The sequence below is a fragment of the Rhizobium sp. T1470 genome (assembly GCF_042140505.1).
GTDB lineage: Bacteria > Pseudomonadota > Alphaproteobacteria > Rhizobiales > Rhizobiaceae > Rhizobium > Rhizobium favelukesii.
Window position 1 is genome coordinate 2,416,027 of record NZ_CP148091.1, and the last position, 23,165, is coordinate 2,439,191.

21 protein-coding genes are annotated in these 23,165 nt (G+C 60.5%); 7 read left to right on the top strand and 14 right to left on the bottom strand.

Annotation, left to right across the window (positions count from 1 at the left end):
• Positions 1-134 precede the first annotated feature (134 nt).
• The 6 genes from WGT02_RS12260 to WGT02_RS12285 form a co-directional block, all read right to left on the bottom strand.
• Positions 135-515, bottom strand: a complete 381-nt coding sequence (locus tag WGT02_RS12260; protein ID WP_208250337.1) for an SUF system Fe-S cluster assembly protein — start codon at positions 513-515, stop codon at positions 135-137.
• Positions 516-527: 12 nt separating this feature from the next.
• A complete protein-coding gene (locus tag WGT02_RS12265; RefSeq protein ID WP_024312709.1) occupies positions 528-1,769 on the bottom strand; it encodes a cysteine desulfurase in 1,242 nt (413 codons plus the stop codon).
• A 12-nt stretch (positions 1,770-1,781) separates the two neighbouring features.
• Positions 1,782-3,056, bottom strand: coding sequence for a Fe-S cluster assembly protein SufD (gene sufD, locus WGT02_RS12270; RefSeq protein ID WP_208250335.1), 1,275 nt, complete (start codon positions 3,054-3,056; stop codon positions 1,782-1,784).
• Between the two features lie 23 nt (positions 3,057-3,079).
• Entirely contained in the window at positions 3,080-3,835 is a 756-nt protein-coding gene (sufC, locus tag WGT02_RS12275; RefSeq protein WP_208250333.1) for a Fe-S cluster assembly ATPase SufC, read from the bottom strand.
• Positions 3,836-3,907: 72 nt separating this feature from the next.
• Positions 3,908-5,377: a Fe-S cluster assembly protein SufB gene (gene sufB / locus WGT02_RS12280; protein ID WP_208250331.1), complete on the bottom strand. Its 1,470-nt coding sequence runs from the start codon at positions 5,375-5,377 to the stop codon at positions 3,908-3,910.
• Between the two features lie 143 nt (positions 5,378-5,520).
• Positions 5,521-6,687, bottom strand: a complete 1,167-nt coding sequence (locus WGT02_RS12285) for a cysteine desulfurase family protein (protein ID WP_024312713.1) — start codon at positions 6,685-6,687, stop codon at positions 5,521-5,523.
• Positions 6,688-6,892: 205 nt separating this feature from the next.
• On the opposite strand from WGT02_RS12285, the gene WGT02_RS12290 reads away from it, so the two are divergent.
• Positions 6,893-7,570 (top strand): alpha/beta hydrolase, encoded by a 678-nt coding sequence (locus WGT02_RS12290; protein ID WP_018902229.1) that lies wholly within the window; start codon positions 6,893-6,895, stop codon positions 7,568-7,570.
• Here the strand turns inward: WGT02_RS12290 and WGT02_RS12295 are convergent.
• The gene (locus WGT02_RS12295) at positions 7,567-8,091 is read right to left on the bottom strand and encodes a GNAT family N-acetyltransferase (protein ID WP_037069771.1); all 525 of its coding nucleotides are present in this window, start codon (positions 8,089-8,091) and stop codon (positions 7,567-7,569) included. The two genes, WGT02_RS12290 and WGT02_RS12295, sit on opposite strands and share 4 nt — an antisense overlap.
• Positions 8,091-9,209, bottom strand: a complete 1,119-nt coding sequence (locus WGT02_RS12300; protein WP_024312715.1) for an anhydro-N-acetylmuramic acid kinase — start codon at positions 9,207-9,209, stop codon at positions 8,091-8,093. The genes WGT02_RS12295 and WGT02_RS12300 overlap by 1 nt, the downstream gene beginning before the upstream one ends.
• 116 nt (positions 9,210-9,325) lie before the next feature.
• Here WGT02_RS12300 and tyrS point away from each other — a divergent pair, with 116 nt between their 5' ends.
• Complete coding sequence (gene tyrS, locus WGT02_RS12305) at positions 9,326-10,582, top strand: tyrosine--tRNA ligase (protein WP_024312716.1); 1,257 nt, start codon at positions 9,326-9,328, stop codon at positions 10,580-10,582.
• 52 nt (positions 10,583-10,634) lie between these two features.
• Here tyrS and WGT02_RS12310 read toward each other — a convergent pair whose 3' ends face one another.
• Positions 10,635-14,027: a DUF3971 domain-containing protein gene (locus tag WGT02_RS12310; protein ID WP_024312717.1), complete on the bottom strand. Its 3,393-nt coding sequence runs from the start codon at positions 14,025-14,027 to the stop codon at positions 10,635-10,637.
• A gap of 119 nt (positions 14,028-14,146) precedes the next feature.
• Here WGT02_RS12310 and WGT02_RS12315 point away from each other — a divergent pair, with 119 nt between their 5' ends.
• From WGT02_RS12315 to WGT02_RS12335, 5 genes are all read left to right on the top strand, one after another.
• Entirely contained in the window at positions 14,147-14,620 is a 474-nt protein-coding gene (locus WGT02_RS12315; protein ID WP_024312718.1) for a peroxiredoxin, read from the top strand.
• The gene (locus tag WGT02_RS12320) at positions 14,617-15,444 is read left to right on the top strand and encodes a ferritin-like domain-containing protein (RefSeq protein WP_024312719.1); all 828 of its coding nucleotides are present in this window, start codon (positions 14,617-14,619) and stop codon (positions 15,442-15,444) included. The genes WGT02_RS12315 and WGT02_RS12320 overlap by 4 nt, the downstream gene beginning before the upstream one ends.
• 97 nt (positions 15,445-15,541) lie before the next feature.
• Positions 15,542-16,840 (top strand): M23 family metallopeptidase, encoded by a 1,299-nt coding sequence (locus tag WGT02_RS12325; RefSeq protein WP_208250330.1) that lies wholly within the window; start codon positions 15,542-15,544, stop codon positions 16,838-16,840.
• Between the two features lie 157 nt (positions 16,841-16,997).
• Positions 16,998-18,485 (top strand): DEAD/DEAH box helicase, encoded by a 1,488-nt coding sequence (locus WGT02_RS12330; protein ID WP_024312721.1) that lies wholly within the window; start codon positions 16,998-17,000, stop codon positions 18,483-18,485.
• Between the two features lie 6 nt (positions 18,486-18,491).
• Positions 18,492-18,914: an NUDIX domain-containing protein gene (locus tag WGT02_RS12335; protein WP_024312722.1), complete on the top strand. Its 423-nt coding sequence runs from the start codon at positions 18,492-18,494 to the stop codon at positions 18,912-18,914.
• A 3-nt stretch (positions 18,915-18,917) separates the two neighbouring features.
• Here the strand turns inward: WGT02_RS12335 and WGT02_RS12340 are convergent, their stop codons facing one another.
• From WGT02_RS12340 to WGT02_RS12360, 5 genes are read right to left on the bottom strand one after another with little or no spacing between them, the layout of a single operon-like run.
• A complete protein-coding gene (locus WGT02_RS12340; protein WP_024312723.1) occupies positions 18,918-19,235 on the bottom strand; it encodes a TfoX/Sxy family protein in 318 nt (105 codons plus the stop codon).
• A gap of 5 nt (positions 19,236-19,240) precedes the next feature.
• Positions 19,241-20,875 (bottom strand): NTP transferase domain-containing protein, encoded by a 1,635-nt coding sequence (locus WGT02_RS12345; RefSeq protein ID WP_208250329.1) that lies wholly within the window; start codon positions 20,873-20,875, stop codon positions 19,241-19,243.
• A complete protein-coding gene (locus WGT02_RS12350; RefSeq protein ID WP_208250328.1) occupies positions 20,872-21,576 on the bottom strand; it encodes an XdhC family protein in 705 nt (234 codons plus the stop codon). The genes WGT02_RS12345 and WGT02_RS12350 overlap by 4 nt, the downstream gene beginning before the upstream one ends.
• Positions 21,576-21,905: an XdhC family protein gene (locus WGT02_RS12355; protein ID WP_208250327.1), complete on the bottom strand. Its 330-nt coding sequence runs from the start codon at positions 21,903-21,905 to the stop codon at positions 21,576-21,578. Before WGT02_RS12355 ends, WGT02_RS12350 begins: the two co-directional genes overlap by 1 nt.
• Positions 21,902-23,164, bottom strand: a complete 1,263-nt coding sequence (locus WGT02_RS12360) for a VWA domain-containing protein (protein ID WP_024312727.1) — start codon at positions 23,162-23,164, stop codon at positions 21,902-21,904. The genes WGT02_RS12355 and WGT02_RS12360 overlap by 4 nt, the downstream gene beginning before the upstream one ends.
• Position 23,165: the final 1 nt, after the last annotated feature.

The window sequence follows — 23,165 nt, forward strand, 5'->3', positions numbered from 1 at the left end:
CGGCTTCTCTCCTTCCGCGCGCGGATTCAAGGTCCGGCGTTTCACGATTCAAATGTAGTGCCAGCAGCTTAACCGATCAATACCAGCCAGCAGTATGAGCCTGTCCGAAAAGGCTGCAACGTTTCGCCGTCATGCTAGTACCAGCCGACTGCGACCTGGGCCTCTTCCGACATGCGGTCCGGCGTCCACGGCGGATCGAAGGTCATTTCGACCTCGATGCCGGATACACCCTCGACCGCGCCGACGGCATTCTCGACCCAGCCGGGCATCTCGCCGGCTACCGGGCATCCGGGCGCCGTTAGCGTCATCATGATCTTCACCATATGGTCGTCTTCGATATCGATCTTGTAGATCAATCCGAGTTCGAAGATGTCGGCCGGGATCTCAGGATCGTAGACGGTCTTGAGCGCCGAAATCACATCGTCGCTGAGCCGCGCTAGTTCATCGGCCGGAATGCTGGAATGCACGATGCCTTCGCGCACGTCGATCTTCTGTTCGCTTTCGTCCAGGCTCATTTGGACACTCCTTTAAGCAAAGAACTTGCGCGCGTATTCCAGCGCATCGACCAAGGCATCGACCTCGGCGCGTGTATTATACATCCCGAAGGACGCCCGGCATGTGGAGGTGACGCCGAAGCGTTTCAAGAGCGGCATGGCGCAATGCGTGCCTGCGCGCACTGCAACACCCTGGCGGTCGATCACCATCGATACGTCATGCGCATGCAGACCGGCTAGCTCGAAAGAGAAGATGCCGCCCTTGCCCGGCGCCGTGCCGAAGACCCTCAGCGAATTGACCGCCTGTAGGCGCTCTGCGGCATAGGCGGCGAGATTCGCCTCATGGCGGGCGATCGCCTCGCGGCCGACCTTGTCCATGTAGTCGAGCGCATAGCCGAGCCCAATCGCCTGCACGATCGGCGGCGTCCCGGCTTCGAAGCGATGCGGCGGGTCATTGTATGTCACGGTATCTTCCGTCACCTCGAAGATCATTTCGCCACCGCCCTGGAAGGGCCGCATCTCGCGAAGCCGCTCCTTCTTGCCGTAGAGCACGCCGATCCCGGACGGGCCATAGAGCTTGTGGCCGGTCATCACGTACCAGTCGCAATCGATGTCTTGTACGTCGACAGGCATATGGACGGCTCCCTGCGACCCGTCGACGAGAACCGGAATGCCACGCTCATGCGCGATGCGGCAGATTTCCTTGACCGGAACCACGGTGCCGAGTGCATTCGACATATGCGTGATGGCGACGAGCTTCGTGCGCTCGGTCAGGCTCCTTTCGAAATCCTCGATATGGAAGGCGCCCTCGTCATCAACAGGCACCCAGACCAGCTTGGCGCCCTGTCGCTCTCTGATGAAATGCCATGGCACGATGTTGGAGTGATGCTCCATGATCGAGATGACGACTTCGTCGCCCTCTCCAAGCTTCGGCATGCCCCAGCCATAGGCAACCGTATTGATTGCCTCCGTCGACGACTTCGTGAACACGATGTCGTTGACATCAGGCGCGTTCAGGAAGCGCCGCACCTTTTCGCGTGCGCCCTCATACGCGTCGGTCGCAGCGTTCGACAGGAAATGCAGACCACGGTGAACGTTCGCATATTCGCTCGAATAGGCGTGCGAAATCGCGTCTATAACCGCCTGCGGCTTCTGCGCGGAGGCACCGTTGTCCAGATAGACCAGCGGCTTGCCGTAGACTTCCTTCGCAAGGATCGGAAAATCCTTGCGAATGGCTTCGACGTCATATGAGGTTGCCGGAACTATCTTGTCCATGACGCTATCCGATCAGGCGTGTTTTTCGAGCCAGGCCGAAATGACGCTTTCCAGCGACTCGACCAGGGCTTCATCTTCGAGCTCTTCGACGATCTCGGCAACGAAGGCATTGACGAGCATTGCGCGCGCCTTGTTCTCCGGAATGCCGCGCGCCATCATGTAGTAAAGATGGTTGTCGTCGATGTCGGCAACCGTCGCACCGTGGCCGCACTGAACGTCGTCAGCGAAAATCTCGAGTTCCGGCTTCATCGAGAATTCAGCGTCGTCGGACATGAGCAAAGTGTTGCACGCCATCCTGGCGTCGGTCTTTTGCGCATCGGGGGCGACACGGATCATGCCTTGGAAGACGCCCTTGGCACGGTCGAAGACGACGTTGCGAATCACGTCGGTGGAGCCCGTATGCGGAACGTTATGGCCGAGAACCATGGTAACGTCGGTATGCGTTTCAGCGCCAAGCAGGTTGATACCACGAAGCGTCAGGTCGGCACCCTCGCCCGTTACCTTGATGTGCAACTCCTGGCGAACCAGCTTGCCGCCGGCATTGATGACGAAAAGCTTCAGCTTGGCATCGGCACCGAGATCAACACGGATCTGGCCGAGGTGCGTATCCGCTGCGCCCTGCTGCTGGATGATGATCCAGGTGAGCTCCGTACCCTCGCCAACCGTGACGTCACTGACGTGAGACACGAAGGCGGCATCGGAGGTCACTGCAAGGTGACGTTCGATGACCGTCGCCTTTACGTTTGCACCGAAGCTAACCGGCAGGCGTGTGTGCGTCTGGCCGCCAGCGTGAACGAACTGAATCTCGAGCGGTTCCTCAAGCGCAGTTTCGGCGGCGACGTCAATGACGTAGCCATCCCGCACGAAGCTGCCGTTGATGCGGCCGATCGCATCGTCACTGCCGAGTGCGCCGAGGCCGATGGCAGCCGTGCCGTTCGAAAGCTGGGCCGCGTAGCCCGAAATGTCGAGGCCATCGACCGAAGCCTTCAGATTTGGCACACCCTGAATAACCGAAAGAACCGAGGATTCCTCAACCAGCGGGTCGCGGGCTTCCGAGCCGGCGTCGCCTGCCTGTTCCGGAATGGCGCGCAACAGTGTCTTGAGGTCGGTATAGTGCCAGGCCTCGATGCGGCGCGTCGGCAGGCCGGCCTTCTTCAGGTCGTCAAGCAGCCTGTCGCGGATGGCGATGACCGAACCGTCGCCCGGCAATTCGCCGATCTGGTTGTTGAAAGCCTCGATGAGCGCCGCTTCCGCGGTGGTCTGGCGGCTCGTCGTCTGCATGTTCATGAGACCCGTCCTTTCCGCCCAGATCAGGCTGCAGCGTCGATGATGTCGGCGTAGCCGTTGGCTTCCAGCTCATGCGCCAGTGTCTTGTCGCCCGACTTGATCACCTGCCCCTTGTAGAGAACGTGAACCGTGTCCGGAACGATATAGTCGAGCAGGCGCTGGTAGTGGGTGATGACGATGACGGCGCGGTCCGGCGAACGCAGCGCGTTGACGCCATCGGCAACGATCTTCAGTGCATCGATGTCGAGACCACTGTCGGTTTCGTCGAGAACGCAAAGCTGCGGCTGCAGCAGCGCCATCTGCAGGATTTCGGCGCGCTTCTTCTCGCCGCCGGAGAAGCCGACGTTCAGCGGACGCTTCAGCATTTCGGTGTTGATCTGCAGCTTGCCGGCAGCGTCCTTGACGAGGCGCATGAAATCAGGCGTCTTCAGCTCGTCTTCGCCGCGTGCCTTGCGCTGTTCGTTCATCGCGACTTTGAGGAACTGCATGGTGGCAACACCGGGAATTTCGACTGGGTACTGGAACGCGAGGAAGATGCCCTTGGCGGCACGCTCGGCAGCATCGAGTTCCAGGATGCTCTCGCCGTTGTAAAGGATGTCGCCTTCGGTGACTTCATAGTCTTCGCGGCCTGACAGGATGTAGGAGAGCGTCGACTTGCCAGAGCCATTCGGGCCCATGATGGCGGCAACTTCGCCAGCCTTTACCGTCAGGTCCAGGCCGCGGATGATCTCGGTGCCGTCTTCGGCGATGCGGGCGTGCAGGTTCTTAATTTCAAGCATGGTCTTGTCCCATAAAAAGCAATCGGAGAAAGGCGCGATCCACGCGCCCTCGCGCATTCATGTCGTGTTGCGTCAGCCGACGCTGCCTTCGAGCGAGATGCTGATCAGCTTCTGCGCTTCGACAGCGAATTCCATCGGCAGTTCCTGCAGGACTTCCTTGACGAAGCCGTTGACGATCAGGGCGATCGCCGCTTCGGTCGGGATGCCGCGTTGCAGGCAATAGAAGAGCTGGTCCTCGGAGATTTTCGAGGTGGTTGCTTCGTGCTCGAACTGCGCCGTCGAGTTCTTCGCTTCGATATATGGCACAGTATGCGCGCCGCACTTGTCGCCAATCAGCAGCGAGTCGCACTGTGTGAAGTTACGAGCGTTCGACGCCTTGCGGTGAGCCGAAACCTGGCCGCGATAGGTATTCTGCGATACGCCGGCAGCAATGCCCTTGGAGACGATGCGGCTCGAGGTGTTCTTACCGAGATGGATCATCTTCGTGCCGCTGTCGATCTGCTGATGGCCGTTGGACACGGCGATCGAGTAGAACTCGCCGCGGCTGTCATCGCCGCGCAGGATGCAGGACGGATATTTCCAGGTGATCGCCGAGCCGGTTTCGACCTGCGTCCACGAGATCTTCGACCGGTGACCACGGCAATCGCCGCGCTTGGTGACGAAGTTGTAGATGCCGCCCTTGCCTTGTGCGTCGCCCGGATACCAGTTCTGCACCGTCGAATACTTGATCTCGGCGTCATCGAGTGCAACGAGTTCGACTACCGCCGCATGCAACTGGTTCTCGTCGCGCTGCGGCGCGGTGCAGCCTTCGAGGTAAGAAACGTATGCCCCTTCCTCGGCGATGATCAGCGTGCGCTCGAACTGGCCGGTGTTCTTCTCGTTGATGCGGAAGTAGGTGGACAGTTCCATCGGGCAGCGAACGCCCTTGGGAACGAACACGAAGGAGCCATCGGTAAAGACAGCCGAGTTCAGCGTCGCATAGTAATTGTCGCTCGTCGGAACAACCGTGCCGAGATACTTCTTCATGAGATCAGGATGCTCGCGGATCGCTTCCGAGATCGACATGAAAATCACGCCGGCTTTCTTCAGCTCCTCTTTGAATGTCGTGACGACGGAGACTGAGTCGAAGACCGCATCGACGGCAATCCGCGGTTTCTCGACGCCAGCGAGTATTTCCTGCTCCTTGAGCGGAATCCCGAGCTTTTCGTAAACCTTGAGGATTTCAGGATCGACTTCATCAAGCGACTTCGGGCCAGGCGTGCTCTTCGGCGCGGCGTAGTAATAGATGTCGTTGAAATCGATCTTCGGATAATTGACGCGCGCCCAGGTCGGTTCTTCCAGGGTCAGCCAGCGTTTGTAGGCCTCGAGACGCCATTCGAGCATCCATTCCGGCTCCTGCTTCTTGGCGGAAATGAACCGGATGATGTCTTCGGACAGGCCCTTGGGTGCCTTGTCCATTTCGATGATGGTCTCGAAACCGTATTTGTACTGATCGACGTCAATCTCGCGGACGCGATCGACCGTTTCCTGGACGGCGGGCATGTCATTCTCCAATCTCGCCGGAGAAAAGGTCCGGCAGCTTGTCGTTCGGGCAGTATCGTTTGCCTTGTATGTAGGTGGCCAAAAGGGACTTTTCAGCCCGAATGGCAAGCGGAAATTTGCGTTTCCGCAAATTTATGAAGCGGTCACGCCGCCTCCCCGGCCGGCTTGCGTCGAGCGGCTATTTTCGCAAAGACGGAAATCGCCTTGTCGATCTCCTCTTCGGTCGTGGCAAAGCCCAACGAAATGCGCAAAGCACCGAGCTTGGGGTCACGCCCCATGGCAACCAGAACATGGCTTTCCCCGACCTTGCCGGAGGAGCAGGCGGAACCTGCCGAGAGCGCCACACCTTCGAGATCGAAGGCGATCTGGCCCGTCTCGGCCTTCAGCCCCGGAAGGGTGAAAAAGGTCGTATTCGAGACGCGTTGTCCCGCGGCGCCGTAGATGACGACGTCAGGCGCAGCCCCTCGCATTCCGGTTTCCAATCGATCACGCAGGGCCGAAACGGCCTCATTGCGCTGAAGGAATTCCGCAACGGCGGCTTCGGCGGCGGCGCCGAAACCGATCACCGCAAGTGAATTCTCTGTCCCCGAGCGGTGACCCTTCTCCTGGCCGCCGCCATGGATCAGCGGCCGCGGCATCAGGACTTCGCCACGGGTGATCAGCGCACCGGTGCCTTTCGGGCCGCCGAGCTTGTGCGACGAGATGATCATGAAATCGGCGCCGAATGCGTTGATATCGAGCTTCAAACGACCCGCTGCCTGCACAGCATCGACGACAAGCAGACCACCATGCGCCTGTACGATCTTCGCAACGTCGGCGATCGGCTGAACGATACCGGTCTCGTTGTTAACAAGCATAACCGCGACCATCGGCAAGCCACTCGATTTGTCATGAGCAGCGAGCAAAGTGCCAAGCGCATCGAGATCGACGACACCGGCCTCGGTAACAGGAATTTCCGTCGTTTGTTCCTTCGAAAACCGGCCGCCTTCGCGCACCGCGGGATGCTCGACGGCCGAGTAGTAAAGTTGGCCGATTGCGAGCGGCGTCCGCCCCATCCTGAACTCGGGCGTCAGGACCATATTGGCCGCTTCGGTTGCGCCGCTCGTGAAGATCACATGTGCAGGATCGGCGCCCGCAAGCGTCGCCACTTGGCGCCGCGCACGTTCTATGGCCGCGCGGACAGTTCGGCCTTCGCCGTGAACCGAGTTCGGGTTGCCGAACAGATCCATCGCGCGCAGAACGGCGTCGCGCGCCTGCGGATGCAGCGGCGAAGTCGCGTTCCAATCGAGATAAAGGCGTGGCGGCGCCATGATCTTTCGTCCTGCGCTAAAATCCTTGCGAGGCGGCTCGGCTCATTTTCCTTGAAATTTCGGCCGGGCTTGCCTTATGACACATCCCACAATGCGTGGATCGCCATGCAAGTTTCGAATTGTTCTAAACTGCGTTTTAGAAAAGCTGACAACGTTCGTCAAGTCTGCGCAGCGTGAACGCGAAGAAATAAACGCCGGAGTACAGATGCCCGAAGTCATTTTCAACGGCCCCGCAGGCCGCCTTGAAGGCCGCTACCAGCCCTCCAAGGAAAAAAGCGCGCCGATTGCCCTCATTCTGCACCCGCACCCCCAGTTCGGCGGCACGATGAACAACCAGATCGTCTACCAGCTCTTCTACATGTTCCAGAAGCGCGGGTTCACGACATTGCGCTTCAACTTCCGGGGAATCGGTCGCAGCCAGGGTGAGTTCGACCATGGTGCCGGCGAGCTTTCGGATGCCGCATCTGCGCTCGACTGGGTGCAGAGCCTGCACCCAGATTCGAAGACCTGCTGGGTCGCCGGTTATTCCTTCGGCTCCTGGATCGGAATGCAGCTGCTGATGCGACGGCCGGAGATCGAAGGCTTCATGTCGATCGCGCCGCAGCCGAACACCTACGACTTCTCGTTCCTCGCGCCCTGCCCGTCCTCCGGCCTCATCATCAACGGCGACGCTGACAAGGTGGCACCCGAGAAGGATGTCAACGGCCTCGTCGAGAAGCTGAAGACGCAGAAGGGTATCTTAATCACGCACCGCACGGTGCCGGGCGCCAACCACTTCTTTAACGGTCAAGTCGAGACCCTGATGGGCGAATGCGAGGATTACCTCGATCGCCGCCTGAACGGCGAACTGGTACCCGAACCGGCCGCCAAGCGGATTCGCTAGGCTGACCGCATCCCGCCGGTCAATTCGAACGTCGGGCAAGACAATCCGTCAACGATCATCGGCATGCGGCCTCGCATGCCGATTTTCGTTAGGACATGCTGAGATGCGGCATTGTCCGGATGCGTGAAGGCGATAAACTTCGACGCGACGTTCCGCGCGAAGAACCAGTCGGCCAGCCCGCCCGCAATCTCGGTCGCATAGCCCTTGTCCCATTCCTGCCGTCGAAGCGAATAGCCGAGTTCGAATTCCTGCCGCTCACCGCCGAAAAGCGAGAACCCCGCGCGGCCAATGAAGCGATCGTCCTCGCGGCCGAGGATCTTGTACTTCGTAATTCCGTCGCGCGCTTGCTCGCCGAACCAGTTGCGTAACCGTTCCTCCGACTTCTCGCGCGACCACGGAGCAGCACCCGAGAGATATTGCGTCGTCTCGATGGTGGAGTGAAGCTCCTGGATCAGGCCCGCATCGTCCGGTTCCCACATGACCGCGACAAGGCGCGGTGTCTCCAGAATGACCGGCGGCATCACGGCTTCACCACAACACCGCCGCTTACCGGCGCACGCACGCCCGTTGTCCCGGGAAACGTCAAGGGCAAGCCGTCCAACGACCTCACCGCGAGATAGGCCCAGGCTTCCGCCTCCATTGAATCTCCGTTGAAACCAGCCGCCTCCGCAGAAATCACTTGGGCGCCCTGGCGCCGGGCGATATCTCTCAAATCCAGCATCAGCACGCGATTGAGGCGACCACCGCCGCAGACGATGTAAAGCGTCGGCGTCACCGGCAGGTGACCGGCGGACTTGATGATCGAAGCGGCAGCGACGTAGGCAAGCGTGCGCGCACCATCGGCAAGTTCTGCATCTGCGCCCGACGGCGGCGGAAAGTCGTTGCGGTCGAGCGAGCGCCGCTTCCCCGCGGTAAAGAACGGGCTGTTCAAATAACGATCGGCCAGCTCGGCGATGATCCGACCCTCCGAAGCGATCATGCCGCCCTGATCGAACGGCACACCCGCATGGGTCTCGACCCACTGGTCGATCAGCGTATTGCCGGGTCCACTGTCGTAGCCGACGATGACGCCGTCTGCGCCGATATAGGTTAGGTTGGAAATCCCGCCGATATTGACGAAGCAGACCGGCAAAGCCGCGTTGATGAGGTTGGCGGCAAGTGCTGCATGATAGACCGGAACCAACGGCGCACCCTGGCCGCCATGCACCATGTCGTTGGCACGGAGGTCGTAGGCCACCGAAATGCCCGTCTCCCGCGCCAGCAGTGCCCCATCGCCGATCTGCACGGTCAACGCCTCGTCCGGCCGATGTAGCACCGTCTGCCCGTGAAAGCCGATGACATCGATCGAGGCCGCATCGAGCGCATTTGCAGCCAGAAATTCCCTAACGGCAACTACATGACGTAACGTCAGTTCGCGCTCGATAGAGGCCAGATCGCCCAGCCGTTGCTCACGTTGGGTAATGGTTTTCGCCTGCTCCAGTGCCAGCTTCAACCGATCACGGAAGGCCGGATCATAGGGAACGTTGAGGAAAGGCCCGCGTTCGACGACCGCTCGGCCATCCGTGCGCAGCAGCGCCACGTCGATACCGTCCATCGATGTTCCGCTCATCAAGCCGATCGCGGTCCTGACCTTCTCCATGACCCCTCGCTGGAAGATTCCTGCCAAATGGTGACTGTTCGGCAAAACAGTGCTAAACGCGCCGCGTCACTTCAACAATAGCCAATCCGAAAATCCGCACCCGAGAGCAAAAGGTCATGTCCGAGTTCAAATCCGATTTCCTCCGCACGCTGAAAGAGCGCGGCTTCATTCATCAGATCTCCGATGAATTGGGCCTCGACGAACTCTTCGCCAAGGAAACGGTAACGGCTTATATCGGCTTCGACCCGACGGCGCCCAGCCTGCATGCGGGCTCGCTCATCCAGATCATGATGCTGCACTGGCTGCAAGCAACCGGTCACCGCGCCATTTCGCTGATGGGCGGCGGCACCGGTATGGTCGGCGACCCCTCCTTCAAGGACGAGGCACGCCAGTTGATGACTATTGACACGATCGAGAGCAACATCGCCTCGATCAAGCGCGTCTTCTCGAACTACCTGACCTACGGCGACGGCCCCAAAGATGCACTGATGATCAACAATGCCGAGTGGCTGCGTTCGATCAATTACCTCGAGTTCCTGCGCGACGTTGGCCGGCATTTCTCCGTCAACCGAATGCTGTCCTTTGACAGCGTCAAGACGCGCCTTGATCGCGAGCAGTCGCTGTCGTTCCTCGAATTCAACTACATGATCCTGCAGGCCTACGACTTCGTCGAACTGGCCAAGCGCTACGACTGCCGTCTGCAGATGGGCGGTTCGGATCAGTGGGGCAACATCGTAAACGGCATCGACCTCGGTCACCGCATGGGGACGCGGCAGCTCTACGCGCTGACCTCGCCGCTGCTGACGACCGCTTCCGGTGCCAAGATGGGCAAGTCCGCGACCGGCGCCGTCTGGCTCAATGCCGACATGCTGTCGGCCTATGACTTCTGGCAGTACTGGCGCAACACCGAAGACGCCGACGTCTCGCGCTTCCTGAAGCTCTACACGACGCTCCCGATGGACGAGGTCGCACGCCTGTCGGCGCTCGCCGGCTCGGAGGTCAACGAAGTCAAGAAGATCCTGGCGACCGAGGTGACCTCGATCCTGCACGGCCGGACAGCCGCCGAACAGGCTGCCGAAACCGCCCGCAAGACCTTCGAGGAAGGAGGCCTTGCCGAAAACCTTCCCTCGGTCGAGGTCCCGGCTGCCGAACTGGACGACGGTATTGGCCTGCTGTCGCTGATCGTCCGCGCCGGCCTTGCCGCTTCGAATGGCGAGGCGCGCCGCCACGTTCAGGGCGGTGCAGTGCGCATCAACGACCAGGCAGTCAGTGACGAACGCAGGATCATCGGCAGCGGCGAGATCACCGCCGATGGCGTCATCAAGCTGTCGCTCGGCAAGAAGAAGCACATCCTGATCCGCTGCGCCGCTTAAGTGCGGCCAACGTCAGAAAAGGAAAGCCGGCCTCGCGCCGGCTTTTTCGTGCCTATTGGAATTCGAAGATGTTGCGGAAGACGCCGGGCGCGATGATCGACAACGGATTGATGATCATATCGGGGGACTCCAATTTCCCTGTCAGCTTGAACGTGATGCCGATCAGGCCGCGGTCCGTGCCATTGCCGAGGATGATACCGATCAGAGGCAATTCGGCGAAGAGCCGGTTCAGGCCATAGGCGGGCATGAAAGTGCCTGTCATGTCCATCCTTCCGCGCTGGTCGCGCACCATGCCTTGGAACACTGCGCCGACCTGATCGCCACGCACGACGCCGTTCTCAATGCTGATCGCGCCGTTCGTTGAAACGATCCGGGCAAAGCCGCGCTGGAAGCGCTGTGCAGAGGTGTCGATGTTCCGCTTCACCGCTGAATTCAGGCTCCGTTGCTCCTGACCGACCGGCGTCGAAACGATCGAGTGCAGGCGCTGCTCATTGACGAGAGAGAAGCGCCTGATGTCGATCGACCCGTCCCAGCTGTCGCCCGCGCCGAGGCGGATCTGCAGATTGAGCAAGCCGCCCGTCATGTGCTGATAGAGATCGGCGAAGCGCGAGACGGAGCCCGCATCCCCGCTCGTGATATTGATGACGCCATTGCCCTTCGTCCGGGCGACGAACGCCTCGCCGCTGTCGGTGACACCGGTGAAATTCAGTGACTGCAGCCTGCCATCCGCCGAAACGTAAAGCATGTCTACATTCCGCACCTTCTCATCGTTGAAGCCGACGATGCGACCGAGCTTGGCCCGTATGGATACGCTACCGCTCTGGTCGTCGTCGCTTTCGCCATTGCTGCCGGCCTTCAATCTGGAGATGATCGGACGGGCATCGGCACTATTGCCAGATACGGAGACATCAAGCCCTCCCTTGTTGCGCTTCACCGAAACGGAAAAATCGTCAAGAGAAGATAGTTTGACGCTGTCGAGATCCGCCTTCACCAGGCTGCCCTTGCCGATGACGAGAGAGCCGTTCGCGCCGAATCCGTCGCCTTTCAGGACGAAGTTCTTCAACTGCGTGTTGTCGGCTGGGCCGGATGCTTCGAACGTAGCCGTGGCGCCGATACCACTTCCCTTGGACCATCCCATCCATGGCAGCGATAGGCGGGCCCTTCCAAGGTCGATCGTGACCCCTTGCCGGTCCTGATCGATGCGATTGAGTTCAACGTCGATGCTGCCATCGATGATGTTGTTGAGGCCGGGTAGCAGCTTTTCCCGCTGATCGTTGTTGAGCGTAGCGGTAATGTGTTGCTGCGGCTGAACGCCGGAAGATTTATCCGTGGGCTCGACAAGCTCGATACCGGCGGGAATGCCGTCGATCAGCCCTTTTCCGTCGACGCTTACCTGCTTCGGATCAGCGTTCAGGACCCCGTCGAGGCTCGTGATTTTACGGCCCGAAATCGGCTTGGCGATATCGAGATCCTGAAGCTGCAACACCGCCTTCCATTCGGCCGGCGGAGGATTTTGCGACGAGATCAGCCCGAGGCGTGCCTGCACGTTCGCCGACACCTTGCCCGTGAGATCCTCAGGCACGAGGCCCGCACGCTGCAATACCTGGATCGGCTTGTAGGTCAGCAATTCGCCGACCGCGTCCGCCGCGCCGGAAATGGGAAGATTGAGTTCGGCCATGAGCGGCTTGTCGTAGGTCGACGGAAGGAGAAACGTACCCTCGCCGACGTTTACCGATCGTCCCGACGGGAAGAACGCCGTCCCGCTCTTGATCGAGATCGTCGCGCGCGGACCGCTCAAATCAAAATGCGCATTCGTATCGCGGATCGGCGGGATGTCGCCGACCACGTTCATCCGCGTACCAGCGATGTCGAACGCAATGCGGATCTGGTTCTCGTCGAGTTTCAGCCCCTTACCCACCGCCTCGTCCATGCGTCCGAACGGAATGAAGACGGAGATTGAAGCGTCGCTGACGGTGCCCCCGAAGAGGTTGCGTTCAACCCACTCGCGGCCCTTCGACGCCATCCAGAACGGCCATAATTGCTTGACGGCCGTTGTCTGCAGCTGCTGTGACTGACCGGCAAAGCTGATTTCCGGTGAGACGTCTCCGAAGCGGACATGCAAGGAGGCGAAGAGGCCGCCGGCCGGGCTCGAAACCCGCATATTCTCGAATTGCAGTTCGCGGCTGGCAACCAGGTACCGACCGGTCGCCTGGATATCGAAGGCAAGGGGTTGCTCTCCGGATCCAGTTGGCGCCGCCGTGCCGCCACTCACAAGCAGATCGATACCGAAGCCCTTTCCTGCGGAGGCATCGATCTTGTCCAGATCGATAAGGGCACCGGTGAGCGGTACCGACGTCGCGCCGAACTGAACGCGTGACTTGGCGATCTCGAGCGTTTGCTTGGAGAAATCATAGGCAAGGTTGATGCTGCCGCCGCTCAACTCCTGCTGGTCGCCGTCCATATAAAAGTGCCCCGGCTTCAGCTCGATCGAGGCATCGAGCGCAGGCGAAGCGTGATCGCCGGTACGAACGGCAGAGATCGCCAAGTCTCCAGTGCCATCGATGCCTTGCCGGATTTGACCTTCGACGTTTCGCTTGAGCGTGAACGGCCCCAGATCGACGCCTGCCAACTGCCCTGTCAACTTCGAAGTATGCCCGCTGGCCATTTCCGTGACGACGCTGAGTGTTGCCGGTTTGCCGTTGATCGCGACCTCGCCATCCAACGCCAGCGCGCCCTGGCGTGTCCTCGAGAAGGCCAGACTGTCGATTACGATCGAGAGTGGACCGTTTGCCGTATCGGCCAGCTTGATGTCGATGCCCGAGAGCTTGACCGACCGGGTTCCGCCGCGCTCTACGAAGCTGTCGATCATGTCAAGTTGAGCAAATGCCGCTTCCAGCGCGGCCGGGATTTCGTCGATCCTGACATCATCGAGCTTGAGCGGTTTTCCTGACGGCAGCAACGCCGTATCGAGCGCGATATCTTCGGCCTCGATCTGCGCAATCGCTATTCGACCGCGGAAGAGTTGCAGCGGGTCGAGTGCCATGCGCATGGCATGCGTCGTCGACAGGTGCTGGCCGCTCTTCTCGTCGATCATGTTGACGTCGCGCGCCTCGAGCGCAAGGCGCAGGTTCGATGTAAAGCGGATGACCGTCGAGCCGACCTCGGCCCGATAGCGCGGCCCGATAGCGGAGTTGAGGGCAGCCTGCGCCTGCCGCGAAAGCGGCGCGTCGAATATGCCGCTTTCCACCGTGAAGACAATCGCGGCGAGCACGAACAGAATAACGGCAATGCAGCCGCCCGTGGCACCAGCAGTTCTGCGCATGCGCGAACGCGTTGGCGGGCAGCTGACGATGATGGGATCTTCGGCCTGCGCCGAGGGAAGCTCATGCAGTGCGACGATATCTTTCTTGCGGAATGTAATTTTCTCGCCGCGGATCGCCGACATGCGTCTCGCCTAACTCTTTAATTTGTGGTCTGGACCAGACTGGCTGGACGATCGTTCGTCCAATATATATCTGGCAAATCACCTGTTATCCATAAACTCGGCAAAAGAAAGGTTTCTCCATGGCGGATATCAGCATCGGCACCGCGGCGCCCGACTTTGATCTCCCGCGTGATGGCGGAGGCCGCGTCTCGCTTGGTCATTTCCGCGGCAAACCACTGATACTTTTCTTCTATCCCAAGGATGACACGACGGGGTGCACGGCGGAATCGCTCGCCTTCACGGCGCTTGCCGGCGAATTTGAGAAAGCTGGCGCCGGCGTTATCGGGATGTCTCCCGATTCCGTGAAGTGCCATGACCGGTTCATCAAGAAGCACGACCTTGCGGTCGTCTTGGCGTCTGATGAAGAGAAGACGACGCTGGAAGCCTATGGTGTGTGGAAGCAGAAGACCATGTACGGACGCAATTTCATGGGTGTGGAGCGCACGACTTTCCTCATTCGCGAGGATGGGACGATCGGAACGATCTGGCAGAAGGTGAAAGTGCCAGGCCACGCCGAAATCGTCCTTGCCGCTGTGCAGAACCTGTCGCGATGACGTCTCGGTCCAACGTCACATCCCTGCGCGGCGGAGCGATCGACGCCATCCGCGCAACCGATCTCGATGAGAAGACCACGCTTGCCCAGGAAACTGCTACACGTTGGTTCCGTCGCACGCTGTCACTGCGTTCGCCGCTTGACGCGCCGCTGCCCGAGAGGCCGGGCCGTCCGGACAAGCCAGAGCTGATCCCGCCGACGCAGGTCGAAAAGCGTTCCTTGCATACGGTCAAGGGGCGCATCGCGCTGCTGCATGCCATCGCCCATATCGAACTCAACGCTGTCGACTTGGCGCTGGATATCGTTGCCCGATTCGCCACCGAGCCGGTGCCGAACTCCTTCTTCGACGGGTGGATGCAGGTAGCCTTCGAGGAGGCGAAACATTTCCGCATGGTGCGCGCCCGCCTGAGAGACCTCGACGCGGACTATGGTGACCTGCCCGCGCACGACGGCCTGTGGCAGGCGGCGCACTCGACGAGAAATAACCTGACGGCGCGGCTTGCGGTCGTTCCGCTCATCCTTGAGGCCCGCGGGCTCGACGTCACGCCGTCGCTGCAGGCCAAAATGCGCGAATCCGGCGATCTGGAGAGCGCAGCCGTGCTTGATGTCATTTACAACGACGAGAAAGGGCACGTCGCGATCGGCGCCAAATGGTTCCGCTTCCTCTGCTCCAGGGAAAAACGGGATCCTGCACGGACATTCCACGAATTGGTGCGCGCCAATTTCCGCGGTCCGTTGAAGCCTCCCTTCAACGACATCGCGCGGGCCGAAGCGGGCCTGACGCCGTCCTTCTACCGGTCGCTGATATCGACGAGCAACGCCTGATCCGATAGCGACAGCCATGCTGACCTAAGTAAATATTAACCATAATGGTGCGTAATCGTGGCAATTGAGGCATCGGCCGTCAATTGGGAGATTCTCCGTGACGCATGCACAGCATAGCCGCGTATTCGGTCAGCGAAAACAAGAGCATATACTGATCCTGGCGAGCGGCGACCGGATCCGTCACCTGACTGTCAAGCCGTGGATGGCAGCACTCGGTTTCTGTTTCGTCGGCGTCTTTGCGATCGGCTATCTGCTGGCGACGTCCTATCTCGTGCTGCGTGACGACCTGATCGGCGCCGCGATGGCCAGGCAGGCGCGCATGCAGCATGACTATGAAGACCGCATCGCCGCTTTGCGCGCCCAGGTGGACCGCGTTACGTCACGTCAATTGCTCGATCAGCAAGTTGTCGAGGACAAGGTCGACAAGCTGATGGAGCAGCAACTGGCGCTTACCTCGCGCCACGGTAAGCTGGGCTCGCTTCTTGACCGCGCCGAGAATTCTGGACTGGGCGGCAAGGAGACGACACCGCTGCAGTCCTACGCTCCCGAATCAAACGACAAGCACGCCTCGCTTTCCGGTGCAGTTCAGGCAATCGAAAATCAGCTTGCGGGGGCTGACGCACCGGAAGACATGGCCTCCGACAACGCTACCCTCGCTGACGTGCCGGCACATGAAACCGTTGGCGACCGCGCCGACCGTGTTTTCTCCAAGGTGACGCTGTCGTTGAAGGACATCGAGCAGAAGCAGCGCAATCGCATCGCGCAATTGACGAGCGACGCGGGCGGAACAGCCAATGCCATATCGAAGGTCCTGACACGTTTCCGCATTTCGGTGCCAGCCGAGCGCGTGACGCAGGATGACAGCGCAGTCGGCGGACCGTATGTCGAGCCTGAAAGCGCGGATGATTTCGATACCTCGCTTTCGCAGCTTGACGATGCCCTCACCCGCCTGGAGTCGGTGCGGAGCACGGCGGAATCGTTGCCGTTCCAGAACCCGGCCATTGGCAAGGAGATTACCAGCTCGTTCGGGAACAGGCGCGATCCGTTCCTCGGACGCCTGGCACTTCACTCCGGCATCGATTTCCGTTTTGCGCCCGGCGAGAAGGTTCGCCCGACAGCGCCCGGCAAGGTGATCGCTGCAGGCTGGACTGGCGGCTACGGCAACATGGTCGAGGTGGATCATGGCAACGGTATTTCTACGCGCTACGGCCATATGTCGGAAATTCTCGTGAAAGTCGGCGACAAGGTAGACCGCACTGACGTGATTGGCCTTGCGGGCAGCACGGGCCGATCCACCGATACGCATTTACACTACGAGGTCCGCCAGGATGGTCGTGCCGTCGACCCCATTTATTTCATGAACGCGGGCTTGAAGCTTGCCAGTTACATAAAGTAACTACGGGCACTAACCACCTCTTTACCTCTGCACTGGTCGCAAAGCCTGTATTCCTTGACTTAAGGACAGTTTCGGCTTATGTCGCGCTGCATTGCGGCATGCAATCACGCCGACTCAATCAGAGTACGGCCGAACCGGAACGGAAACAGTTTTCCCTTTGACGACATTTGCTGATCTTGGCTTGAGCCAAAAAGTGCTTTCCGCTGTCACCGACGCGGGCTACACGGTGCCAACCCCTATCCAGGCTGGCGCCATTCCCTTTGCGCTGGAACGCCGCGATATTTGCGGCATTGCGCAAACAGGAACGGGCAAGACGGCCTCCTTCGTCTTGCCGATGCTGTCGCTGCTGGAAAAGGGCCGTGCCCGCGCCCGCATGCCGCGCACGCTGATCCTCGAGCCGACCCGCGAGTTGGCTGCGCAGGTCGCCGAGAACTTCGAAAAGTACGGCAAAAATCACCGGTTGAATGTCGCGCTGCTAATCGGCGGCGTCTCCTTCGAAGATCAGGATCGCAAGCTTGAGCGCGGTGCCGATGTTCTGATCTGCACGCCCGGCCGCCTGCTCGACCACTTCGAGCGCGGCAAGCTCTTGATGAGCGGCGTTGAGATTCTCGTCATCGACGAAGCCGACCGCATGCTCGACATGGGTTTCATTCCCGATATCGAGCGTATCGCCAAGCTCATTCCGTTCACCCGCCAGACGCTGTTCTTCTCGGCAACCATGCCGTCTGAGATTCAGAAGCTCGCCGATCGCTTCCTGCAGAATCCGGAACGCATCGAAGTCGCCAAGCCGGCATCGACGGCAAAGACGGTAACGCAGCGCTTCGTCGCCTCGCATGGAAAGGATTACGAGAAGCGCGCCGTTTTGCGCGACCTCGTCAAAGCGCAGACCGATCTCAAGAACGCGATCATCTTCTGCAACCGCAAGAAGGACGTTTCCGAGCTCTTCCGTTCTCTGGACCGCCACGGCTTTTCTGCCGGCGCTCTGCATGGTGACATGGATCAGCGCTCGCGCATGGCCATGCTGCAGAACTTCAAGGATGGCAACCTCCAGCTTCTCGTGGCTTCCGATGTCGCCGCCCGCGGTCTCGACATTCCTGACGTCAGCCACGTCTTCAACTTCGATGTTCCGATCCATTCCGAGGATTATGTGCATCGCATTGGCCGCACCGGCCGCGCAGGCCGTTCCGGCGCTGCATTCACCATCGTCACCCGCCACGACCAGAAACATGCCGACGCGATCGAAAAGCTGATCGGCGAGAAAGTTGAGTGGTTGAGCGGCGACCTTTCCGCCTTGCCCCCTCCCGAACCCAGCCGCGACGACGATCGCTCGCGCCGCAAGGGTCGAGACAAGGACCGCGGTCGCGCCAAGGGCCGTGGAGGTCATAAATCTGATATCGCCGTCGCAGATAATGACGTCGAGACGATGGAAACAGCAGCACCAGCAAAGGTCGAAAGCGTGAAGCAAGAGCGCAAAGCAGAACAACACAAGCCGCAACACAACACGCGCGCCGCTCGTCCTTACCCGGCAAACGATGACAATCGCGATCGCCGCCGCTACCGGGACCACGACGACGGCCCGACGCCTGTCGGCTTTGGCGATGAGATTCCAGCCTTCATGCTGATCACGGCCAACGCCAAGATCTGACGAACCATGGGTACGCCGGGCATCGATTTTCCGGGCCTTGGCGTTGGCCTGGTGATTTTGCGTGACCGCAAGATCCTGCTCTACAAGCGCATGCGCGCCCCTGAGGCCGGCCACTGGAGCATTGTGGGCGGCAAGGTGGATCACATGGAGCCAGCCGATCAGGCGGCGCGACGCGAAGCGGAAGAGGAAACCGGCCTATCCATCGGCCGCGTCAGTCTTCTCGGCCCTGCCGAACTTATCAGCAAGGCGGACGAACAGCACTGGATCTCCCTGCTCTATATAGCGTCCGAGTTTGACGGCGAACCGAAGCTCACCGAGCCGGACAAACTCTCGGACTTCGGCTGGTTCAGCCGTTCCGAACTCCCGCAGCCGCTTTCCGCCTTTGCGGCGGCAGCGATGGAGCGGCTGAAGGCCGACGAACTGCTCTAAGGATCATTCCGCCCGGAGCGCAGCCTCATAGGCAAGCCGCACCCATCGTGCCATGACATCAGGGTCATCATAGGCATCGTCCGGGATCGACCAGTACGGCATCTTCACCGGACTTCCCTTCTTGCCTTCATAGGTCCATTGTGTCGCCCCAGCTGCGGCGAATTCGGATGCACTCCGCTCGTCGGCCTTCAGCAACATCTCGCCGCGCACTTCGACCGCCACGATCCGGCCCATGTGGTAGATGCCCTTGCCACCAAACATGCGCTTGATGGTGACGGGACCAAGGCCTTGAAACATTTCTTCGATTGCCGCCGCATCCATTGCCCTTATCCCTTCAAAACGCCGCCTGCCGCGATGACGGCCTCCGGCGTATCCACGTCCAAATGTGCGGAATCGCCAATATCGATGTCTACCACAGGCACGCCCGATGTCTCGATGATATGCCGCGCCCCGACGTCACCCTCCAGCCTCATAACCTCATCGAACAGCGATTTCGGCATGATCACGGGATTGCCGCGCTTGCCGCGCGACACCGCACGGATGATCGACTGGCCGTTCGATCGCCGGAACGCTGCGATCAGTCGATCGAGATCGCCGCTGGAAACGCCCGGCATATCGGCCAACATGACCAGAATACCATCCGCATCCCGCGCTTGCTCGACGGAAAATCCTGTCGAGAGCGACGAGGCCATGCCCGAGGCGTAGTCAGGATTGTGAACTGTCACTGCATTCAGCCCGGACAGCGCCGCTTCGATGTCGTTTTTGCGATGCCCCGTCACGACGACGACCGACGACGACCGACTACCGATCGCCGTCATCACCGATCGCCGGACGAGCGGCACACCGTCAAACTCCGCGAGCAGCTTATGTGGACCGCGCTTGCCCATCCGGCTGGCTTTGCCGGCGGCAAGAACGACGGTCAAGACGTTATCCGCGGGGGCCAATCGCGCCTCCGGTTCGCGAAGGCTTGGCCGCGCTTGGATTTCCATCAGCAGACCTCCGACACCCATGCCGCTGATCTCGAGTGCACTTGGCTCTTCACCCACCAGGATCCGATCGAGCACCCAGTCGAAGCCATTCTCGTTGGGGCTGCGCGCACATCCCGGCGCCCCAATCACCGGGATATTGCCGATGCGGCCGAGAACGAGCAAGTTACCGGGATCGACAGGCATACCGACCTGCACGACCTCGCCCCCAGCCTGCCGAATGGCCTCGGGAATCACGTCCTCCGCATCAATCACGGCAGACGCACCGAAAAGGATAATCATTTTCGGTGCTTTGTCGGGCTGCCGAGATGCGTCTCTGAGCGCCTCTGCAACCGGCTCGGCACGGTGAGCAACCCTTGCCTCCCTGACGAGTTGGCTACCGGATACGATGAGCCGGCGAGAAAGAACACGCGCCGTCTTGTCCATCACCGCAGGCTTCAGCGATGGCAGCTGCGTCGCAATCAATGACACGGACCGGCTGACGAAAGGTTTCACCTCGAAAGCGGGCGTCGCCCGCAGCACTTCGCATGCCCCGTCCAGTTTCTCGCCCGAAACCGCGAGTGGAATGATCTTGAATGTTGCGACCATGTCGCCGTTCCGGACAGGCACATGGTCGTTGAGGCAGGCGAGCGTTATGCCGGGATCGACCCTGTTCAGGCGATCGACGACACTTCGGCTTGCGACGAACAGCCCGTCGACCGTGGAATACACATTCACGCGCCCCGTGGACGCTTCCGAGAAGCGCAGGTGGTCGGGGGCGACGGCCTGCGCAAGCCGTCCCGCCGCGTCATCCTCACCCACGTCCCCCGGCTCGATGCGCGCTGCAATGACATGCTCAATACCCACGCCGCGCAGTCTGACGATGTCACCGGCGTCGATCCTGTGCCCTTTGGGCAGGCTGCCGCCTGCAAGCTTCACCGCATGCGCGAGGACCAGGCCTTCGGCGACGTCGATGGAAAACGACCCGAATTTCATTTCTTGTCACCGGTGGGTGATATCTCGCGGGTTCGCAAGGTCTGGACGATCTCCGCGAGAATGGCGACCGCGATTTCTGCCGGGCTCGCCGCACCGATATTGAGCCCGATGGGTGCACTGATCCTGGCAAGGGCGGCTTCGTCCACACCGTCGGCGCGCAACCGCTCCAGGCGCGTCGCGTGCGTCTTGCGGTTGCCGAGTGCACCGACGTAGAAACAACCGATCCGCAACGCTTCCGTGATCGGGAAATCGTCGATCTTCGGGTCATGCGTAACCGCGACGAGCGCCGTATAGGCATCCAGCGGACGATCATTGAGCACGTCCACCGGCCACTCCGCCGTCAGTTCGATGCCGAGGAATCGTTCGGGCGTGGCGAAAGCCGTGCGCGGATCGATGATGCGGACATCGAAGCCCGCAAGAGATGCCATCTGCGCCAGGACTTGGCTGATGTGAACGGCACCGATGATCACGATATGGGCCGGCGGCAGATGCACGTTCAGAAAGTACCGATGCCCATCGACCTCGATCGACGTCGATTTGCCCGAGCGAAAAGCAGCTTTTACGGCAGGCACCAACCAAGGCTGCACGGAATCTCCCTCGAGGACGACGCTATCGCCGCCGTTCTCAAGATCGGTCAGCAATATGGCTCCCCTGCGAGCCCGGCGAGCATCATTGAGCCGCGCAAGATTTGCGGCATCCATCAATCGAGCCTTTCGACATAGACGCGAATGCGGCCACCACAGGAAAGGCCGACGCGCCATGCGGTTTCATCCGCAACGCCGAACTCGAGCATCTTCGCCTTGCCGTCGGCGATCACGTCCAGAGCCTCGGTTATAACGGCCCCTTCGACGCAGCCTCCGGAGACGGACCCTTCGAAATTGCCATCACGATCGATCACCAGATGGCTCCCTGCCGGTCGCGGCGCCGAGCCCCACGTCTCGATCACCGTAGCGATGGCAACGTCTCGCCCGTCTTTCCGCCAGGTTTCTGCCGTCATCAACGGATCAAGGTCAAAAAATGTCCCTGTCATGCGATGCCTTTCAATGTTGCGAGGTACCGGCGCGGGTCGTATGTGGTCGACCTGGTTGCGCCGAGTGCTTCTGCGAGATCGCTCAAGGATGATAGATTGTGAACCGGTCGGAATTCGTCAACATGCGGCAGCATTGTGCGCACACCACGGGCTCGCGGCTCGAAGCCATCGAAGCGCAGCAGCGGATTGAGCCAGATCAGTCGCCGGCAAGAGCGGTGCAGGCGGTCCATCTCGGCCGCGAGCAGCTCCGTTCCCTCGCGTTCCAGGCCGTCGGTGATAAGCAGCACCACCGCGCCCTGGCCCAGCACGCGCCGGGCCCACAGGCGATTGAATTCCTTTAGCGTTTCACCGATCCGCGTTCCTCCCGACCAATCCTTTACGGCCGCGGCGCATTCGTCCATCGCCTCGTCCGGGTCCTTGTGGCGCATCTGCCTGGTGACATTCGTGAGGCGCGTCCCGAATAGGAAGGTATGCACCCGCCGGCGCTTCTCCGTCAGCACATGCAGAAAATGCAGAAAGATGCGCGTGTACTGGCTCATCGAGCCCGAGATATCGGCGAGAACCACCAAGGGCGGCTGGACCTCGCGGATCTCCCGGTACCGCGGAAGAATGAGACCCGCCCCGTTGCGCAATGCCGCCCGCATGGTGGCGCGCGGATCGACGTGCGAATGAACATGCGACGGCCGGAAGCGCCGAGTGCGCACCTTGTCCAGAGGCAACTGCAGTTTCGCGAGTGCCTTCTTGGCGACCGCGATCTCCATCGCTGACATTTGCGCAAAGTCCATTCGCCGGAAAACCTCGTTGCCCGACATGGTGAGGCGCGCATCGATCTCGATGTCGGGTTCATCCCGCGGGGGCTTGCTGTCCTTTTGTTCGCCAAGCAAGGCGTCCGCGGCGCGGCTCTCGCCCGGCTTCGCTTTCTCCCTTTCGCGCGTGTCCGGCGCCCGTGGTGACATCAACGCGATCATCTTCTCGACAAGGTCGCGCGAGCGCCAGAAGAGACGGAACGCCTCGTCGAAGACCGGCTTGTCCTCATGTCGCTTGACGAAGACGGACGAGAGTGCGGCGTGAAATTCTTCGCGCGATCCCATGCCGATTGCCGCGACCGCCTCGATGGCATCAACGATCGCCGTGGGCCCGATCTTCATACCGGCCTTTCGCAGTGCTCTGGCAAAGAAGACGATATTGTCTGCAAATCGACCGGCGCCGACCGGAGGTGGCGGAACGACGATCCCATCTTGTCCGCTTGTCGGCTCCATG

Coding starts and splice junctions, on each gene's coding strand:
- WGT02_RS12265 (WP_024312709.1), bottom strand. CDS start 1,769: ATGGACAAGATAGTTCCGGCAACCTCATATGACGTCGAAGCCATTCGC.
- WGT02_RS12350 (WP_208250328.1), bottom strand. CDS start 21,576: ATGGATGCCGCAAATCTTGCGCGGCTCAATGATGCTCGCCGGGCTCGC.
- WGT02_RS12285 (WP_024312713.1), bottom strand. CDS start 6,687: ATGGCGCCGCCACGCCTTTATCTCGATTGGAACGCGACTTCGCCGCTG.
- WGT02_RS12340 (WP_024312723.1), bottom strand. CDS start 19,235: ATGGATGCGGCGGCAATCGAAGAAATGTTTCAAGGCCTTGGTCCCGTC.
- sufB (WP_208250331.1), bottom strand. CDS start 5,377: ATGCCCGCCGTCCAGGAAACGGTCGATCGCGTCCGCGAGATTGACGTC.
- WGT02_RS12320 (WP_024312719.1), top strand. CDS start 14,617: ATGACGTCTCGGTCCAACGTCACATCCCTGCGCGGCGGAGCGATCGAC.
- sufD (WP_208250335.1), bottom strand. CDS start 3,056: ATGAACATGCAGACGACGAGCCGCCAGACCACCGCGGAAGCGGCGCTC.
- WGT02_RS12360 (WP_024312727.1), bottom strand. CDS start 23,164: ATGGAGCCGACAAGCGGACAAGATGGGATCGTCGTTCCGCCACCTCCG.
- WGT02_RS12300 (WP_024312715.1), bottom strand. CDS start 9,209: ATGGAGAAGGTCAGGACCGCGATCGGCTTGATGAGCGGAACATCGATG.
- WGT02_RS12345 (WP_208250329.1), bottom strand. CDS start 20,875: ATGAAATTCGGGTCGTTTTCCATCGACGTCGCCGAAGGCCTGGTCCTC.
- WGT02_RS12290 (WP_018902229.1), top strand. CDS start 6,893: ATGCCCGAAGTCATTTTCAACGGCCCCGCAGGCCGCCTTGAAGGCCGC.
- WGT02_RS12295 (WP_037069771.1), bottom strand. CDS start 8,091: ATGCCGCCGGTCATTCTGGAGACACCGCGCCTTGTCGCGGTCATGTGG.
- WGT02_RS12355 (WP_208250327.1), bottom strand. CDS start 21,905: ATGACAGGGACATTTTTTGACCTTGATCCGTTGATGACGGCAGAAACC.
- WGT02_RS12310 (WP_024312717.1), bottom strand. CDS start 14,027: ATGTCGGCGATCCGCGGCGAGAAAATTACATTCCGCAAGAAAGATATC.
- WGT02_RS12315 (WP_024312718.1), top strand. CDS start 14,147: ATGGCGGATATCAGCATCGGCACCGCGGCGCCCGACTTTGATCTCCCG.
- sufC (WP_208250333.1), bottom strand. CDS start 3,835: ATGCTTGAAATTAAGAACCTGCACGCCCGCATCGCCGAAGACGGCACC.
- WGT02_RS12335 (WP_024312722.1), top strand. CDS start 18,492: ATGGGTACGCCGGGCATCGATTTTCCGGGCCTTGGCGTTGGCCTGGTG.
- WGT02_RS12260 (WP_208250337.1), bottom strand. CDS start 515: ATGAGCCTGGACGAAAGCGAACAGAAGATCGACGTGCGCGAAGGCATC.
- tyrS (WP_024312716.1), top strand. CDS start 9,326: ATGTCCGAGTTCAAATCCGATTTCCTCCGCACGCTGAAAGAGCGCGGC.